At 41.7% G+C, this 17,159-nt stretch carries 18 protein-coding genes; 6 read left to right on the top strand and 12 right to left on the bottom strand.

The window, feature by feature from the left end:
* Positions 1 to 114: 114 nt before the first annotated feature.
* Complete coding sequence (gene rimP, locus HWQ40_RS31885; RefSeq protein WP_292785935.1) at positions 115 to 576, bottom strand: ribosome maturation factor RimP; 462 nt, start codon at positions 574 to 576, stop codon at positions 115 to 117.
* Positions 577 to 863: 287 nt separating this feature from the next.
* Positions 864 to 2,312 carry a hypothetical protein gene (locus HWQ40_RS31880; RefSeq protein ID WP_292785934.1) on the bottom strand — a complete coding sequence of 483 codons (1,449 nt, stop codon included), beginning with the start codon at positions 2,310 to 2,312 and terminating at the stop codon, positions 864 to 866.
* 501 nt (positions 2,313 to 2,813) lie between these two features.
* Between HWQ40_RS31880 and HWQ40_RS31875 the strand changes: the two genes are divergently transcribed.
* Positions 2,814 to 3,449 (top strand): peptidoglycan-binding protein, encoded by a 636-nt coding sequence (locus HWQ40_RS31875; RefSeq protein ID WP_292785932.1) that lies wholly within the window; start codon positions 2,814 to 2,816, stop codon positions 3,447 to 3,449.
* 31 nt (positions 3,450 to 3,480) lie between these two features.
* Here the strand turns inward: HWQ40_RS31875 and HWQ40_RS31870 are convergent, their stop codons facing one another.
* Together HWQ40_RS31870 and HWQ40_RS31865 are read right to left on the bottom strand one after the other, a co-directional pair.
* Positions 3,481 to 4,374 (bottom strand): hypothetical protein, encoded by an 894-nt coding sequence (locus HWQ40_RS31870; RefSeq protein WP_292785930.1) that lies wholly within the window; start codon positions 4,372 to 4,374, stop codon positions 3,481 to 3,483.
* Positions 4,375 to 4,479: 105 nt separating this feature from the next.
* Complete coding sequence (locus HWQ40_RS31865; protein WP_292785928.1) at positions 4,480 to 6,369, bottom strand: serine/threonine-protein kinase; 1,890 nt, start codon at positions 6,367 to 6,369, stop codon at positions 4,480 to 4,482.
* A 296-nt stretch (positions 6,370 to 6,665) separates the two neighbouring features.
* Here HWQ40_RS31865 and HWQ40_RS31860 point away from each other — a divergent pair, with 296 nt between their 5' ends.
* The gene (locus tag HWQ40_RS31860) at positions 6,666 to 7,586 is read left to right on the top strand and encodes a DUF3365 domain-containing protein (RefSeq protein ID WP_292785926.1); all 921 of its coding nucleotides are present in this window, start codon (positions 6,666 to 6,668) and stop codon (positions 7,584 to 7,586) included.
* Between the two features lie 91 nt (positions 7,587 to 7,677).
* Here the strand turns inward: HWQ40_RS31860 and HWQ40_RS31855 are convergent, their stop codons facing one another.
* The gene (locus HWQ40_RS31855) at positions 7,678 to 8,922 is read right to left on the bottom strand and encodes a serine/threonine-protein kinase (protein ID WP_292785998.1); all 1,245 of its coding nucleotides are present in this window, start codon (positions 8,920 to 8,922) and stop codon (positions 7,678 to 7,680) included.
* Positions 8,923 to 9,281: 359 nt separating this feature from the next.
* On the opposite strand from HWQ40_RS31855, the gene HWQ40_RS31850 reads away from it, so the two are divergent.
* The gene (locus tag HWQ40_RS31850) at positions 9,282 to 9,515 is read left to right on the top strand and encodes a hypothetical protein (RefSeq protein WP_292785924.1); all 234 of its coding nucleotides are present in this window, start codon (positions 9,282 to 9,284) and stop codon (positions 9,513 to 9,515) included.
* Here the strand turns inward: HWQ40_RS31850 and HWQ40_RS31845 are convergent.
* Positions 9,507 to 10,319: a Uma2 family endonuclease gene (locus HWQ40_RS31845; RefSeq protein ID WP_292785922.1), complete on the bottom strand. Its 813-nt coding sequence runs from the start codon at positions 10,317 to 10,319 to the stop codon at positions 9,507 to 9,509. The two genes, HWQ40_RS31850 and HWQ40_RS31845, sit on opposite strands and share 9 nt — an antisense overlap.
* A 440-nt stretch (positions 10,320 to 10,759) precedes the next feature.
* Here HWQ40_RS31845 and HWQ40_RS31840 point away from each other — a divergent pair, with 440 nt between their 5' ends.
* Positions 10,760 to 11,227, top strand: coding sequence for a hypothetical protein (locus HWQ40_RS31840; RefSeq protein WP_292785919.1), 468 nt, complete (start codon positions 10,760 to 10,762; stop codon positions 11,225 to 11,227).
* 299 nt (positions 11,228 to 11,526) lie between these two features.
* Here the strand turns inward: HWQ40_RS31840 and HWQ40_RS31835 are convergent, their stop codons facing one another.
* Together HWQ40_RS31835 and HWQ40_RS31830 are read right to left on the bottom strand one after the other, a co-directional pair.
* Positions 11,527 to 11,826 carry a DUF5615 family PIN-like protein gene (locus HWQ40_RS31835; RefSeq protein WP_292785996.1) on the bottom strand — a complete coding sequence of 100 codons (300 nt, stop codon included), beginning with the start codon at positions 11,824 to 11,826 and terminating at the stop codon, positions 11,527 to 11,529.
* A gap of 103 nt (positions 11,827 to 11,929) precedes the next feature.
* A complete protein-coding gene (locus HWQ40_RS31830; RefSeq protein WP_292785917.1) occupies positions 11,930 to 12,259 on the bottom strand; it encodes a DUF433 domain-containing protein in 330 nt (109 codons plus the stop codon).
* 495 nt (positions 12,260 to 12,754) lie between these two features.
* On the opposite strand from HWQ40_RS31830, the gene HWQ40_RS31825 reads away from it, so the two are divergent.
* Together HWQ40_RS31825 and HWQ40_RS31820 are read left to right on the top strand one after the other, a co-directional pair.
* Positions 12,755 to 12,970, top strand: coding sequence for a hypothetical protein (locus tag HWQ40_RS31825; protein ID WP_292785915.1), 216 nt, complete (start codon positions 12,755 to 12,757; stop codon positions 12,968 to 12,970).
* A 12-nt stretch (positions 12,971 to 12,982) separates the two neighbouring features.
* The gene (locus tag HWQ40_RS31820; RefSeq protein ID WP_292785913.1) at positions 12,983 to 13,273 is read left to right on the top strand and encodes an HNH endonuclease signature motif containing protein; all 291 of its coding nucleotides are present in this window, start codon (positions 12,983 to 12,985) and stop codon (positions 13,271 to 13,273) included.
* A 62-nt stretch (positions 13,274 to 13,335) separates the two neighbouring features.
* Here HWQ40_RS31820 and HWQ40_RS31815 read toward each other — a convergent pair whose 3' ends face one another.
* From HWQ40_RS31815 to HWQ40_RS31800, 4 genes are all read right to left on the bottom strand, one after another.
* Positions 13,336 to 15,831, bottom strand: a complete 2,496-nt coding sequence (locus tag HWQ40_RS31815) for a serine/threonine-protein kinase (protein WP_292785912.1) — start codon at positions 15,829 to 15,831, stop codon at positions 13,336 to 13,338.
* A 113-nt stretch (positions 15,832 to 15,944) separates the two neighbouring features.
* The gene (locus HWQ40_RS31810) at positions 15,945 to 16,190 is read right to left on the bottom strand and encodes a hypothetical protein (protein WP_292785911.1); all 246 of its coding nucleotides are present in this window, start codon (positions 16,188 to 16,190) and stop codon (positions 15,945 to 15,947) included.
* On the bottom strand, positions 16,174 to 16,449 hold the full coding sequence (locus HWQ40_RS31805; protein WP_292785909.1) for a BrnT family toxin: 276 nt from the start codon (positions 16,447 to 16,449) through the stop codon (positions 16,174 to 16,176). The genes HWQ40_RS31810 and HWQ40_RS31805 overlap by 17 nt, the downstream gene beginning before the upstream one ends.
* A 100-nt stretch (positions 16,450 to 16,549) precedes the next feature.
* A complete protein-coding gene (locus HWQ40_RS31800; RefSeq protein ID WP_292785907.1) occupies positions 16,550 to 16,828 on the bottom strand; it encodes a hypothetical protein in 279 nt (92 codons plus the stop codon).
* Positions 16,829 to 17,159 lie beyond the last annotated feature (331 nt).

Raw genomic sequence — 17,159 nt, 5'->3', positions numbered from 1 at the left:
TAAACTAATCTCTAACCTCTAGCCCCTAGCCTCTAACCTTTAGCCCTTAGTTCCTAATCTTTAGCCTTGAGCTAAGGTGCTCTAGTCTCTAACTCTTGAGCCATAGCCCTTTGTTTATCGGCGCTCCTCTAACTGCACCTTAGTAATTAGGGAGCGGGGAATTTCGACTACACGACCTTTTTGATTTAAGTAAAGTGCTGTCTCATCCCGACGAATCAACTGACCAATCCACTCTTGTTGTCCGTCGTAGGGTGGCGAAGTGGAGATAATGACAGGAAATCCTTTAAAGGAAATAAACTCCCTCTCTGTTACCAGCTGCCGCGAAATACCAGGACTAGACACTTCCAAGACGTATGTATCTGGAACGATTTCCGCAGTATCTAAGGAGGCTTCTAAAGCACGGCTCATCCTCTCACAATCGTTCAACCCAGTGTCTTGCTCAGGATTGCGAATGTCTACCCGCAACACTGGTGGACTTTGGTTGGTGTGAAAAACCACGCCAACCACTTCCAATCCCAGTTCTTCTGCCACTGGTGTCGCCAAATCAATAATTTGTGGAACTAAAGGATGAACCATGAGAGAATTCAATAAAAAAAGTGGGCATCGACCCACTTCCTGCGATAGGTATATCTTCCAAGAAGTCTTGTGACGAACCAAATTATGATTCGCCTAATTCGAGTTTAGCGCATTTCTTTTATAGTCGTGCATTGGGGATTGGGCATTGGGGATTGGGGATTGGGCATTAGGAGTGCTGAGTTAAGAGTTAAGAGTTAGGAGTTAGGAGTTAGGAGTTTTGTTTACCCCCTTGTCACCTTGTCACCCTTGCTCCTCATCTCCCCTGTTCCCTTGCCCCTCTGCTCTCCCTACCCTTCGCGTATTTTTGGGAGAGTAGCGCCTTTATCCACTACTACGGGAACTGATACTTGTGTTCTTAACTGCCGGGTTTGCTCGATAATTTGGTCTATGTCTTCTTGGGATAAACGCTGGACGTAGTTGAGTTTGATTTCTTCTAAGAAGTCAAAAAGTAAACTCTGAATTTCTGAGAGTACATGTTTTTCCTTGATTTGAGATCCCAAGACCTTGGTGAAGCTTTCTATTAGTTGACTGGTGAGTTTTGCTCCTACAGGGTCTTCAACAGCCCTAACTAAAGTTTTGTAAAGATTAGTTGTGATTTGAGTCGCCAGTTGTTCGCTTAACTGGGTTTGAGCGTGTCCCACGCCAGGGAGATTCTGGAGGTTGCGGTAGACGGGAACTTGATGGAAGACGGTTTCGATGTTGTGGCGCAGAATGGCAACGATCGCAGGTTGGATATCAGGTAGCACTTGGTAGACAATTGTTTTTACCAAAAGACCTGCGATCGCTTCCATTTCATTCACATTATTAATATCTATGTAGGGACGTAAATTTTCTTGTTGCGAGAGCCAGCTTGTTAATTCACCCCGCTGAATTGAACCCTGAACCTGATTAATTACCCTCACCACGACAATTTCTGTCAGTTCTTCGGCAAAATTGGCGACAATCCCCTGATTAATTTGCTTTCGCACTGGATGCAGATTCAATAACCGCGCTTGATCGAGGCGAATTAATACAGGTATGATTCGCAACCCTCGCCAAAATGGCAGTAGTAAAAATAAATCGTACCAACGCCACAATACTGCTTCTAACCAGCTAAAACCGGGATGTTGGCGTCTGAGCAAGAAGGTACGCCCCAGCAATTCTACACCAAATAAAATCACAAAGGGTAAGTCAATAATCCAGAATTTATCAACAAAATCCCCATTTTCCCCGATTTGGCGGTAGTAGTTACTGGCGATCAAAGGGCGGATGCTCTTGTTAAAAAAATTAATTTCTTCAAGCCAGCCATTTTGTGATAAGTATGACTGACTCCAAAAAGTAGCGAAGGACTGTTTTGCAGATTCTTTGCGGATGTGCGATCGCATCCTTTGTTTGATTTTTTCCAAAGTCCCACTCTTATTCGCTCCCGCAAACGGGTTACTGTCAATCATCTCGCTGCTAAGACGACTTATTTGTATTAGCCTGCTATTTACCTGAGGCGACTGTAAACCTGTTTGCCTAACTTGTTCTTCTAATGCGTCTACTGTGTCTAGATAACTTTTTGTGTCTCGATGGCTTTCAATACCTTTGATTTGGTCATAAATATTAGTAATTTGGGGAAGTTTTCGCAAGTAGAAATCTCGCCAAGGTACGTAACTTAAATCAAACAACACTAAACTTAAATTTACTGCAGCAGCAATTGCCATAAATCTTTCAAACCAAAGATTACGCTGCTTAGAAGATTTTATCTTTTTCATTTTATGTAATATATGATACTTGTTTAGGTGTTTAAAACATAAATTCTTTCATTTATTAATTTTCGGCCCTTTCTAACCAATTACAGCAATTTCCAGTCGAGTAGACCCCAGTAGAAGTACTTCAGCCAAAACAAAAGTCCTTTAAAACCTCTTTTCCAACCATAGGCTGAAAATACTCCTCATTGCAGCACAGCCACAGGTAAAGAGACTGCCTTTCACCTTAAGTTGACGCCAATGCACAGATGTGATTTCCTACCGCAGTTTAGTGTTAAAAGGGTATATTCGCTTCAAATGATAACCGCTGTATCTTTGCTAATACAAGATACTTCTTTTGATAGATGACACAAATTGTTTTTTACAGATTTAGCTAAATTTAACAAAAAAAAATCATAATTTGTTCAAAATTCATTAAATAATCGTGAAAAAAGTTATTAAACAAACTTAAAATGCAGCTGTTAACGTTTATAATCCTGCTGATTTAACCCAAAGGAGTTTTTAAGTATGTGGTGTGGGTTTGGAAAATCAAGCGCAACCTTTGCTGTTACTTGCCTGATGACTGCTAGTTTGGTAATTGCAGACACAGGTTTTGCAGCCCCTCAAAAAAGTTATACGCCCCAGCAATTCCGTGAGGTATTGCGGGGATTAGGCTATAACGTCAAGGTAACAAATACTGCTTTGACAGACGAGGAAACTAAAAAGGCAATTCGAGAATTTCAGACTGGTTATAAACTAAAACCAGTTGATGGCATCGCAGGGCCAAAAACCCAAGATTTTGCTGCTAACATCGTTCAAATTCTGCACAGAAATTTGAATGTAGTGGTGAAGCCAAATCCTCCCCTGCCGCGGGATCATTTTTATGGTTCCCGCACGGAAGAAGTGGTGAAGGAGTATCAGAAAAAATATCAGTTGCAAGAAACTGGAATTGCTAACTTAGCACTCCGCCAAAAGCTGAATGAAGAAGCAAAGACACTCTTCAGCCAGCCGACAACTAAACCAACAACTAAACCAACAACTAAACCAACAGCTAAACCAACAGCTAAACCAACAGCAACACCAACAGCGACACCAACAGCAACACCAACAGCGACACCAACAGTGACAGCGACACCGACAGCGACACCGACAGCTACACCCTAGTCGCCACAAAAAACTCCTACCCCAAAGCCCCTCAAGTCATCTGATTTGGTTCTTCCAAGGGTCTGCCCTTGGGTGTAGGTAGAATTGGACGGCGGTCATTGTAAGGCATAGGAATGTACTGCACGCTGGGTCGTCCTCCTTGTGGCTGTGGGTACAGATCCATAAGATCATAAATAGAATGGGGCAGTCCGACGGTTACGGGCAGCCCCATTTCTGTTGCTTCTTCAATAGTGATGGGATAGTCGTGGGTGACGCGCCCAGTTGTCAAGGCTTCGATAATCGGTTCGATATTTTCTGGCAGAACTTTTTGTTTAGGTATGCTGTCTTTTAGCAAAGTTCGTACAAACCTCTGTACCTGCTGAATTGCTTTGCGTGAGAGGTCGGCCATAATTAGGGTTTGGTCATCAATCTCACTGATGGGTTTATCTTCAACCACTTTCAGGATACTGGCTGCGGGGTAATTACCCAGTTGGGGATCAACTGGCCCCAAGACAGCGTTAGCATCCATAATAATTTCATCAGAGGCGATCGCAAGCATTGTACCGCCACTCATAGCATAGTGGGGTACAAAGACTGTGACTTTTGCTTGGTGGCGAATTAACGCTCTGGCGATTTGTTCCGTAGCTAATACCAAACCACCAGGAGTGTGCAAAATTAAGTCAATCGGCACATCTGGGGGTGTGAGGCGAATTGCTCGCAATATTTGTTCTGAGTCTTCGATAGTAATGTAGCGAGATATGGGAATTCCCAAAAAGCTAATGGACTCTTGGCGGTGAATCAGTAAAATCACCCGACTTTTGCGTTCCTGCTGGAATTCTTGTAAAGCACGCAAGCGCCGATATTCTATTTGACGTTTTTGCCAAAGGGGTTGCAAAGAAGTCAGAAGGAGGAAAATCCAGAATAAATCACCAATACCAAAGCCCATATAATTTTTTATTGTTCAAAAATAACGGCTGCCGTCATTATTGTCACAAATTTGGGGCGATCGCAGTTCTATCTGTAGATTTATAGAAAGATTACGAATTATTTACTACCCTCTTCGCCAAATTTTAATCGTGTCATCATCACTACCGCTAACTAGGGTTTGGCCATCGGGACTAAAGGCAACGCATCTAACATAGTTGGAATGCCCTGTAAGTGTGCTGATTTCTCTACCACTGTGTATGTGCCACAGTTTGATAGTGTTGTCCCAACTGCCACTAGCGAGAAATTGTCCATCCTGGCTAAAGGCGACTGACCAAACAGAATCGGAATGACCAATGAGAGTACGAATTTCTCTGCCTGTATTTACATGCCAGAGTTTAATCGTGTTGTCACCACTGCCACTGGCGATAATTTCCCCATCCTTGCTGAAGGCGATACAGTTGACGAAGAAGGAATGACCTGTGAATGTGTAGATGTTTCTGCCTGTGTATACTTGCCACAGTTTAATAGTGTAATCATTACTGCCACTAGCTACTAGCTGTCTATCCTGGCTAGTGGTCGCAGGCGTTCTTGGAAAGTAAGCGACTGACGAAACTGGGTCGGAATGACCTGTGAGAGTTTGGATTTCTATACCTGTGTGTACCTGCCAAAGTTTGATTGTGCAGTCATTACTGCCACTAGCCACAAACTTGCCATCTGGGCTAAAAGCAACAGAATTCACCCAATTAGCATGACCAGTCAGAGTACGAATTTCTTTACCCGTGTTGACATCCCACAATTTGATTGTATTATCCCAACTGCCGCTAGCTAAGATTCCCCGGTTCAGGTCTGCAACTCCCGCAGATTTGCCGGACTCGCCTTGATAAGAAAGGTTTGAAGAGATTGGGCTAAAGGCGACGGAATGAACCATACTGGAATGACTAGAAGACCAACGACCCAGTTGACGCACTAGCTTGCCAGTTCCCACTTGCCAAAGTTTGATGGTGTTGTCATTACTGCCACTAGCAATAAATTGCCCGTCTGGGCTAATGGCGATCGCATGAACCATACTAGAATGACCTTTGAGGGTCTGTACACACTGCCAGTTCTGCCGATCTAATACAACAGGTACTGGTAGTTGCAGTCTAGATTTGATCACTAAAGTAGATGATATTTTGGTTACATTTTCCCCTGTATCAGGACCCAATAAATCCAACCACTCCTGCACAGACTGGGGACGATAAGTTGACTCCAGATCCATGCCGCACATAATAGCCTGATTTACCCTGTTGCTGATGTTGGGATTAAAATATTGTGGTGGTTCTAAATTAATATTGTGACGTCTATCATCTGCACTAGTTGGTACAACTGCGGTAAGCAAATTATACAAAGTAGCGGCTAGGGCGTAAATGTCAATGTATTCTCCTCGCGGCGCTTCTGATTCATACTGTTCAGGTGGGGCAAAACCAGGAGTACGATACACTGTATGCCTTTGGATCATATTAGGAACAAATTCTCTAGCAATGCCAAAGTCTATCAGCACTGCTTCTAATTTATCAATGCGGATCATGATGTTGCGTGGTTTGAGATCCCGATGCAACAGTCCTTTAGAATGGATTAGGGTCAAAGCATCGCCAATTTGCCGGATGTACAGTAATGCTTCTGCCTCTGATAGCACCCCTATTCGCCTCAAGCGCTGTGCTAAGTCTTCCCCTTCGATGTAATCCATCACCATGCAGGGCAAATTCCCCTCATCAAAGATGGTTTCTATCTGTACTATATGAGGATGGTGGCACACAGCCAACCGAACTGCTTCATCACGAAAGTCTTGCCTTAACTTGTTTCGGTGGAGTATCCAGGCGGGGTGATTCAGGATTTCTTCTTTGAGGGTTTTAATCACTCGCTGTTGATTTCGTTGATTTCTGGCAAGATAAGTAATGCCAATTCCGCCTTCACCTAGTTGGCTTTCAATAATGTAGCGTCCCCCGAATAAAGACTTTCCTGCATTCCACACCATTAGTAATATTTGACAATTGCTGGTATTTATTTTGGCACGGTATTCAGTTCAGCCAACACGAATTTTTAGGAATTCCATTTGAATTGCTGTTGTAGCTTTTTGGCATTTAGTTACTTAGAGAACATTTTAATTAACCTCAATAATTACTAATAGTATAAAGTTTGAATATACCCTCATAGTTTTGGCTAAACTATACCTTTACACGAAAATATGAAAGTTGATTGCTCATGCTAGAGTAAACAGTAACTTTAGATATATTTTTTCATAATAATTTGACTTGTAGGTAATCTAAAATTATGCTAAAGAATCTCAATTTGAAACAAAAATTTACAATTCTGCTACTGGTAATTTTGACATTTGGTCTGAGTTTGAGTGGATTTACTCTTTCTTCTCTGCTGAGGGAGAATGCTAAACAAGATATTAGCTCAACTGGTCTCATGCTCATCCAAACAATGAGTTCTGTTCGTAAATATACCAGTACTCAAGTGAATCCAGAGCTAGTTGATAAATTGGCTACTGAATTTTTGCCGCAAACCGTGCCTGGATACTCAGCACGAGAGGTGTTTGAAATTTTACGGAAAACAACAGACTACCGTGATTTCTTTTATAAAGAAGCAACTCTCAATCCCACAAATCTTCGGGATAAGGCTGACGGTTTTGAGACGGAAATTGTAGAACAGTTCAGAAATAAATCAGACCTTAAAGAAGTTAGTGGATTTCGCTCAATTCCTGGTGGGGATATCTTTTATATTGCTCGTCCCTTAGCAGTTTCTGAAGAAAGCTGTCTGGTCTGTCATAGTGTACCTGAAGCTGCACCTCAAAGTATGATTAGTCTCTATGGTGCTGCTAATGGATTTGGGTGGAAGCTTAATGAAATTGTTGGCGCTCAGATTATATCAGTACCTGCAAAGAATGTCATCAGCAAGGCAAATCAGTCTTCCTTACTAATTATCTTGATTGTATCAGCTATATTTATAGCGACTATCCTGTTAGTCAACTTGTTCTTGAATCGACAAGTTGTGAGGCCTCTCAAACGTATGACTCGCATAGCCGAAGAAGTTAGTACGGGACACATGGAAGTAGAATTTGAGCAGATGTCTAATGATGAAATCGGTAATTTAGCTAAAGCCTTTAAACGGATGCAGTTAAGTTTAGAAATGGCGATGAAAAGAATCAAACGTACTCAAGGAGGTACAGGCGATTACAATAATTCGTAATGAGGCTCTTTCAAGACGGCTCTCTTGAGTTAAACCCACACAATTAGTTAAGAGATTAAAAATTCTTCCTCAATTCATGATGTCTAAATCTCTATGAAAATAAGCTTTTTTTGAATTCAAAAGCTGCTTGAAGGTTAGGAATTTCCTTAGTTACAAGTTCAATAAATTGGTCAGCTGAAATATAAGGATTGTGAGCTAGTATTTCTTCTATAATCAGATTTGCCATTGGGCCAATATGGTAGGCTAATTCTTGCTGACAATGTTTGATAAATGCTGGTTGGAGTGAAGATTGTTGTTGTTCAATTCTTTGCCCAGTTTGGGGACTAGTAGGTGAATTAAAAATTGTTTCTTCAGGTTGGTTATATGACTGTGATATGGCCGACATTGCCTGAAATTCCGGGTTAAATACTGTGGCTGGCAAATCATCAACCATGATTGCAGAAGACATTGCCACTTCTGGTTCTCCAATACGCTCTAAATCTCGAAGAACTTCGCTGGCTGTTTGGTATCGCTTGTTAGGTCTATCTTCCAACATGCAATCAAGCACTTGAGCAAACCCATCAGTAACATAGGTATAATCACGCCAGTTCCATTCAAGTGAGTATTGATCCATTAGTAAAGATGGATCTCTAGCTGTGAGTAATACAATAGCAGTTACACCCAAAGCATAAAGGTCACTAGAGGGTGAACATAAACCCAAACTAATCTGTTCGCGGGGAGCATATCCCACTTTGCCAACAAGGGACATTTTACCAACAAACGTTACCTGTTGGTTGGAATTTCTCCCCTCGTTCATGTCAGCAATTTGCTTGCCTACCCCGAAATCAATCAGCACTGGCAGATCCTTGCCATCGGGTAACATGATGTTGTCAGGAGAAATATCTCGATGGATGATGTTGTGCTGATGGACATATTCTAAAACAGGCAGCAGATTCTTTAGCCACTGTATAACTTCGTCTTCAGAAAAATTTCTTCCTTGACGTTGAAGTTCTCCTAGCAGTCTTGAATATGTTTTACCATCAACATACTCTTGTACTAGGAATAGCCGACCATCTCCTTCAAAGCAAGCCAAAAACTTGGGAATTTGAGGATGTTGCAATTGATGAAGAATTTTTGCCTCTCTTTTAAATAAGTTACGATATTGTTCCAGTCCACTTTCGCCTGTGCCAATGGGTGCAAATTCTTTGAGAACACAGGCTTCATTAAACCGACGAGTGTCAAATGCTAAGTAAGTTCGTCCCAATCCTCCCTGTCCTAGAAGTTTTTGGATAATATAGCGGTTATCGATTAGAGTTCCAGCAGCTATTTCTGGTCTTGTCATAGGGGACTGTGACATCATCATCGCACTCCTAGCGATTTTGTTATTGATAAATTATCTAATTTGCTGAAAGTCAGAAACTCTAGCAGATAAAGGCTGATAACATCCTTTAAATTGAGGTTAACACCACTATCGAGCCAAGGAAATACACTTTTCTACAATTTTCTGATGGTCTTGTGTTACCAAATAGACAATTTTAACCTGAGTAGTTTGATCATACTACTCATACTTAAGTATTTTAGCCGCCGCAACATAATCAGTGTCTGCGGTAATATCTGCAAATGTTCAGGGCATCGCCTTTTAGATTTGCTGCTGAACCTGATCTTAGCCTTAGCAACCCAATTGAAACTTGGATTGAGGAACAGTAAGGATATAGCATGACATCATGGTTTTTCATAAAAACTGAGGTTGCTATAGACTTGCTGAAAGGAATATTATATGTATTTCAAGTGCTAAATATGCGATCGCTCTCAAAAATTAATCTTTCTGGGAGCCAATATCGTTATCAGATAGCTGCTTCGGCATCGGCTATCAAAATTTTTAGTGGAGGTAATTCCTCAAAAGCAGAAAATTATGCTGCGTATCAGAAAAGACTCCTGAAGCTACAATAATTCATCTAGTTCATCAGGATTCACGCCTAACTGACGCAAACGTTCTGCTAATTGTTCTGCTTTTCGTTTGGCTTGAGCAGCTTCTTGTTCTGCAATTATAGCTCGTTCAGTTGCAGCAGCAGCTTCCTCTGTAGGTGCGGGAATTAATTCTCCCGTCAAGGTAAACCACCTTAACCACAACCTTTCAATATCTCGAAATGAACCTTGCCATAAGCCTAAACTTAAATCTATCTCTGGCATTAGTAGGTATCCATCGGTCAAATTCATCGGTTCATAGTGACCGCCGACTAACTGAAAAGCCCTAAGTTCATTAGTATAGCGACTAAATACAACATAGTAGGGAATCCGTAAAATTCGTTCATAAACTTCCCATTTGCTAGGAGGTTTATCTACTGGACTTTCTCTTCTTGTGCCTAAATCTTCGTCTTCCGTACCTGGAGATAATAACTCAACAACTACAAAGGGATTTGCTGGTTCTTGCCAAGTTACATAACTTAACCGCAAGTCTTGCCCTTTATATAATTTTCCTACACCTACTACACCAAACCAATCTGGGCGTTTATACCACAAAGGATGCTGTAAATCATAGTAGAGATTAAGGTCAGCCGCACTGTAAACTAGTTCGGGATTCCAGTTAATGGGCTGAAAAGTTAAGTATAAAAGTAAGGGTTGTAAAAAGTGGAAATCGTCTGGCAAACCTGGTTCCTCTGGGTTGTCACTTGGTAAATCGTACATCGTTGGTAGGGTTTCCCAAGGAGGAAGCGGCGGGTCAGATTGAGGGATGTAATGGGGAGAAGAAGTCATAATAAAAATTTGGTTGGATATTTTTCGGCTATTACTTTTATGGCTCTACCGTACTTATTATGCTAAATTCACAGCTTCCAAAAGGGAATAGGGAATAGGTAACAGAAGCGAATAGATGTGTACTGAGTTTTTTCACGCAATCAAATAGGATTCCTATAGAAGTAATAATGTTATTCCACAACTAGCTGCGAAGTGCTAGCGCACCGCTCTGCTAACGCCAAATTTTGAGATTACCTCTGCTACTATTATCTCTAAATGTTTGGCTTCCTTAGGTCAAATGCCAGTGGACTCTAATCGTGAAACTTGCTCAAGGTTGCTAATTAGCGAGATATCACTTGTTTAAAGGTATAAAAAATTTTCTTAATTGCTTATAAATAACTATTACTTTCTAAATTACTTGGGGAATACTGAAATTTAGTACCATTAAAGGTGTATGAAAAATGGCAGATAATAAAGTCAGTGCAAAACTTTCCTCCGCAGACAGGGAAGCCGTGATGCAAGCTATTACTACTATCCGCGAAAAGTTACCGTTCTTGATTGATTTGACAACCGAGGAGCGTAAAGCTTTACCCAAGCTGGGGGATAAGAGTCGGGCGTTTGTGAGTAAGGCATTGGAAATCGGCACACAAAACCCTGACTTCTTACCTCGTTCTTTTGACTTGAATGAAATGCGCCAAGATATCGAATTATTTGAAGCCCTGTATCCCATTTTGCTGTCGTTGACGCAACTGCAAGAACTGGTGGATGATACTTCTGTAGCTGTTGGTAGCGAAGCTTATGCGGCGGGTTTGATGATATATAACTATGCTAAAGCCAGTGGTAAAGGCTCTGGTTTAGATTCAATGGTTGATGATTTAGGACGCAGATTTGCCCGGAAAGCTAAAAAAGTACAACCACAAGCGTCGTAATTTGAGAAATTAACTCGACGCTGTTATCTAAAAACATAAAACTTTTTGCTCTGAGCTTGGGTGTTTTTGTTTAAAGTGAGACACTCCGAGTTCAGAGCATTAATATTTTAGTTTCAAGTAAGAACGTTTTCGTTTGCAGTGAGAACATTCCGGTTTCAAGTGAGAACGTTGTGGTTTGAAGTCAGAACATTTTAGTTTCAAGTGAGAATGTTTTCGTTTGAAGTGAGAATGTTCCGGTTTGAAGTCAGAACGTTTTCGTTTCAAATTAAAAATTTGTGTTTACTCAACAGCTTTGATGCCTATCTTAGGTATTCTTGAATGATAAAAACTTGTCGGCTGGATTTGGGTTGGTTCTGCTTTTTGACGCGAATCAGGCGATTTTGCAGTGTCATCGCCCAAGCAAGACTTTGTGACTTAATATCTTGCAAGTAGGCGTGGAGAGTTTGAGTTTGCCCTAAATAGTCTCTATCAGTTTTGCAGATAATGATGCCGTTGTGAGCAATGCCGCTATTATGTAAGGCAATGAAGTCGTCACGGTTAAGAGTGATGACGATTCGCTGGTTTTGTGTCGCAAAAATTAGAACTTCCTCATCAGGGATACCTTAATTTGCTTGTCCTGCTTCGTAGGAAGTTAGGACATCGTAGCCTAACTGGCGCAGTTCTCTGACTATATCCATAGGAAAATTCTTATTAGAGTAAAGCTTAACCATCATCATCCTCAGTCAACCTGATGATTGCTCGGTCTAATTGTTCTTGGTGCTGTTCATAATAAGTCCAGGCAGCTTTTAGATCGTCATGGGTTAGGGTAGAGTAGTTTCGCAGCAACTCTTCCTCATCTGCTCCCTGTTGGCGAAAAGCCACCAGCGTCCACACAGGGATGCGCGTGTTGCGAATGCGTGGCTGTCCCCCGCAGACACCGACTGTCACTTGAATTGGCTGGCTGCTTAGTCGCTGTTGTAAAAAGATGCGCTCTTCTGGAGTGAGAGATTCAATAATTTGTACCAGCGAATCGACTAATCGCGTGTTCATCATTATTTTTATTGATTACTTTCATCTTTTTGAGCTATCAGCATTGCATTGATATGGGTGAAAATTCTATCTAGTTCTCCAATTTATTCAAGTTCGATAACTTCTTCTGGAGTTAGTAAATCAGCTTTTTTTCGTTCTAAAAGTTTTTCCATCCGTGCTTGCAGTTCATCGTTCTTGAAAGACGATTGGTTCAATCCGAGCTTGCACATCTTCTGGTAAATCTGCTAATTCTTTTAAAAATTTTTTAACCAGTCTTCTTCCTCTTGAACAGCTATTGCCTCAATTTTTTTAGTAGTATAAAACTTGCCATTCCATTCAGCATTGAAGGGAAAGTTACACCTAAATCCAGTTCTACCAAATTGAGCGGGAAAGGTAACACCTTTTTCGACTGTGGCAATAACTTCTACTTCTGTTGCCTTTCCTGCCCTGGAGGAGGAACCTTCTGCTAACTGTTATAATTTTTAGGTGTCTGCTGCTCTTGGGGTTAGAGTCTCATATATGGCGGAGATAATCGAGATACCCGTTGAACTAGCGAAATTTCAACTCCCTCGTGCTGTCCAAGAACGTTTGCAATTTTTACTGGACAGACAAGATACGGGTGAGGAGTTAACTCAAACAGAAAGATTGGAAGCGGAAGGACTCGTTGAGTTAGCTGAATTTTTATCTCTACTCAAATTGCGATCGCAGTGTGTTATCAAGCACACTGAGACATAAGTTGGGTAATCAATGTCCACAATTGGGGCTTCTTTACGTCAATTAGTTATTCAAAGAGCAAGCGATCGCTGCGAGTATTGCTGTTTGTCGCAAGCAGGACAAGAAGCAACATTTCACATAGATCATGTTACTCCTGTTGTCGCAGGTGGAAAAACAACAGCAGATAATTTAGCATTAGCGTGCGTGTCATGTTCGCTACACAAGTCTCACCGTGAAATCCAACATGGATTTACTTCTAAAATAGCGATCGCACTCTATTATCAAACATTTTATATCCACAATTCTCAGTCATTCTCAAAGTGAGCGATCACCGTGAGTATTGCTATTTAAGATAATAAAAATATTTGCTGATACTTTCTTTACTGTTATAGTACCACTAGCTGCGATCGCCAAATTTTGATATTTCCGCTCCTACCTCCAGCAGCAAGCCAACATCCATCGGGGGTAAAAGCGACGGAATCAACCCGGTCAAAATGACTGAGGGTGCAAATTTCTTTCCCTGTTGTCACTGACCACAGTTTGATAGTCTTGTCCCTACTACCACTAGCGAGAATTTGCCCATCACTACTGAAGGCGACGGAATCAACCAAGTTGGAATGACCAGTTAGGGTGCAAATTTCTCTGCCAGTTTGCACATTCCACAGTTTGATACTCCTGTCACCACTACCACTAACCAATGTTTGCCCATCGCTACTGATGGCGACGGAATTAACCCAGTTGGAATGACCAGTGAGGGTGCGAATTTCTCTACCTGTTGTCATTGACCACAGTTTGATAGTGCCGTCCCCATTACCACTAGCTAAAATTTGCCCATCACTACTGATGGCGACGGAATAAACCGACTTGGAATGACCAGTGAGAGTGCGAATTTCTTGCCCTGTTGTCACCGACCACAGTTTGATAGTGCCGTCCCCATCACCACTAGCCAGGATTTGTCCATCACTACTGATGGCGACGGAATAAACCCAGCTGGAATGACCAGTGAGGGTGCGAATTTCCCTTCCTGTTGTCACTGACCGCAGTTTGATAGTTTGGTTCCAACCACCACTAGCCAGGATTTGCCCATCGCTACTGATGGCGACGGAACTAACCCATTTGTGATGACCACTCATCAGGATGCGAATTTCTTTACCTGTTGCCACTTCCCACAGTTTGATAGTGTTGTCATTACTACCGCTAGCTAAAATTTGCCCATCACTACTAATGGCGACGGAATAAACCGACTTGGAATGACCAGTGAGAGTGCGAATTTCTTGCCCTGTTGCCACTTCCCACAGTTTGATAGTGTTGTCATTACTACCGCTAGCGAGAATTTGCCCATCAGGACTAAAAGCGAGGGTAAATACCAATTGAGAATGACCAGTGAGGGTGCAAATTTCTCTAACTGTTTGCACTTCCCACAGTTTGATAGTGTTGTCATCACTACCGCTAGCCAGAATTTGTCCATCAGGACTTAAAGCGACAGAATGACTATGAGTTAGGGTGCAAATTTCCCTACCTGTTGCTATTGAATAAAGTTTGGTAGTCTTATTTGAGTTACTGGCGAGTATTTGTCCATCACGACTCATGGCTAGGTCGCTAAAATGATTATGGGAATGACCAGTGAGTGTGTAAATTTCCCTGCCTGTTTGCACATCCCACAGTGTGATAGTCTCATTACCAACGCTAGCCAGAATTTGACCATCAGTACTTATGGCGACAGTTCCAACGTAGGTAAAATAGGTGAAGGTGCGAATTTCTCTACCTGTTTGCACATCCCACAGTTTGATATTCTTGTCAACATAACCATTAGTTATTATTTCTCTATCACTACTAAACATGAGACAATGAATAGTTTCAGGATGATCGGTAGTGATAGTGTGGAGAAGTTGACCTGTAGTTGATGAAAAGAAGTGAATAAGCCAACCTGCTGCAATTGCTAAAATATCTCCCTTGGGGTTGAGGGCTATTTCATTACAAGTACCGGGGATGATGTGGACGCATTCCCAAGATGAGGGTGTATTGGGACGAGATATTACTGGTTGTGTTGGCGGTATAGGACTCGCACCCAATAAATCCAACAACTCCTCCACCGACTGGGGACGAAACTTGTAATTTAACGCCATCCCCTTCATAATTGCCTCATTCACCCTATCGCTAACACTGCCATTCAACTCCTTGGGTGCTTGTAGCGTAAAATTTTGCAGTCTAGCTGGTGCTGGCATGGGCAATTGTCCAGTCACTAAAGAATATAATGTAGCGGCTAAGGCATAAACATCTATATATTCTCCCCGTTGTTCGATGGGTACATATTGTTCTGGTGGGGCATAACCAGGGGTATGATTCTCTGTATGCTTTAAAACTCCACCAGAAATAAATTGTCTAGCAAGACCAAAGTCAATTAGCACCGCTTCTGGTTTACCCGCCCGCATCATAATATTACTCGGCTTCAAATCCCGATGCAGCAAGCCTTTCTCATGAACCAATATCAAAGCTTCGCCAATTTGCCTAATATATAGTAGTGCTTCTGCTTCTGGTAACGCCCCTTTTTCGGTTATCAGCTTCCCCAAATCTTCGCCTTCGATGTACTCCATCGCCATACATGGCAAATTACCTTCATCAAAGACATTTTCTACCTGCACAACATGAGGATGGCGACACAAAGCCAGTCGCAAAGCTTCATCTCGAAAGTCATGCCGTAATTTATCTTGATGTGGTATCCATTTGGGATCATTGAGGATTTGTTCTCTGAGGGTTTTGATGACTCGCAATTCACCGCGTCGATTTTTAGCGAGATAGGTAATCCCAACTCCACCTTCGCCTAATTTTCTCTCAATTATGTAGCGATCGCCAAATAACTGCTGCCCCGAATTCCACACCATTGGTCAAGACTGTAATTTCACTGATATTTTATTTTGGCACATCGTAAAACTCAGTCTTGTGTCCACAAAGATTTAAGGTGCTGTTGATTGAGTCTACAAATTGAGATTAATAGCTATGCCTCTTTTGATGCAGGTACAGACTGTACACCTGCTTGGGATGATGTTTGTTGAATCAATCTTATTAATAGGCGCAGCCCTTCATTAACTGCCGCAGAATCAGGAAAAATTGCTGCTACATCGGGATCTAACTGAACAGTTAGGGTGGATCGTTTGCGCCCTTGACCCCGCGCTATAACTGGGAGTTGAGTAAAGTCGTATTCAGGACGTAAGTCATCATCCATTTCAAAGGTCTGACTCATAAGCTTTGCGTTCCTTACGGGTAGCTGGACGGGCACTGATTAAGCGCGTGGTGCCTGCACGGTCAGTATAAGCGACAACTAGTAATCGCCCTTTGGCTGATTCTCCCATGATAATGAAGCGTTGCTCTTGAAGGGAGTGTTCTGGATCGGCAAAGGTTAAAAACAGCGGATCGTCAAATACAGAAGTAGCTTCATCAAAAGAAACATTATGCTTGGCAAGATTGCTTTTGGCTTTTTCTTCGTCCCAATCAAATACCATATTCCTAATTTGCAACGACTTCTTTTCCCAAGCCTAAACTTTAAGCAATGTTCAGATCCCCGACTTTTTTGAAAAGTCGGGGATCTAAGTTAGATAGGGGTTATTGCCTTAAAATTTGACGGCTTAAAATACTCATTACTTCACCTGGGTTGGCGGTTGGTAGCAGTGGACTCCAATCTCCTACACTGGCATAGCCAATTACCTGCAAGTAGTGAATTGTACTGCTAACGGCTTTGGGAGAACCAATCAGTAGATGCTTAATCGGTTCTCTGTTGGGAAATGGCTGTGCAGTTGATTCCTTGCGGGTGGGTGTATCTAAATTTTCACCCAGGTATTGCTTTAACTGTGATTGGGCAGACTTTTGTAATTGTGCCATCATTGTATTTGTCTCCTGATAAAGGGGTGACATAAAGGCGATCGCATTCTTCTTCGCGGGATTAGGCGATCGCCTTTATCATGTCTTTATATTAAAGTATAAAATTATACTTTTAATCTATAAACTTGAAAATTATTATTAATAATTTTCAAGTTTTAACGGGAATAAATTAGCCTTAGCTTTGATAGTATTAGCAATAATAATTAACAAAAATACTCTCAACTTTTGGCTGTAATTGGTATTATTTAAAACTTCTTCTTTCTAAAAAAAATGCTAGATTAACCTGAGTTCGGGATAAGGAAAGGGACAGGTAGTAAGCTGAAAATAGCGTTAA

Source organism: Nostoc sp. NMS9, from assembly GCF_017114995.1.
GTDB lineage: Bacteria > Cyanobacteriota > Cyanobacteriia > Cyanobacteriales > Nostocaceae > Nostoc.
This window is presented reverse-complemented; position numbering and strand designations above follow the sequence as displayed.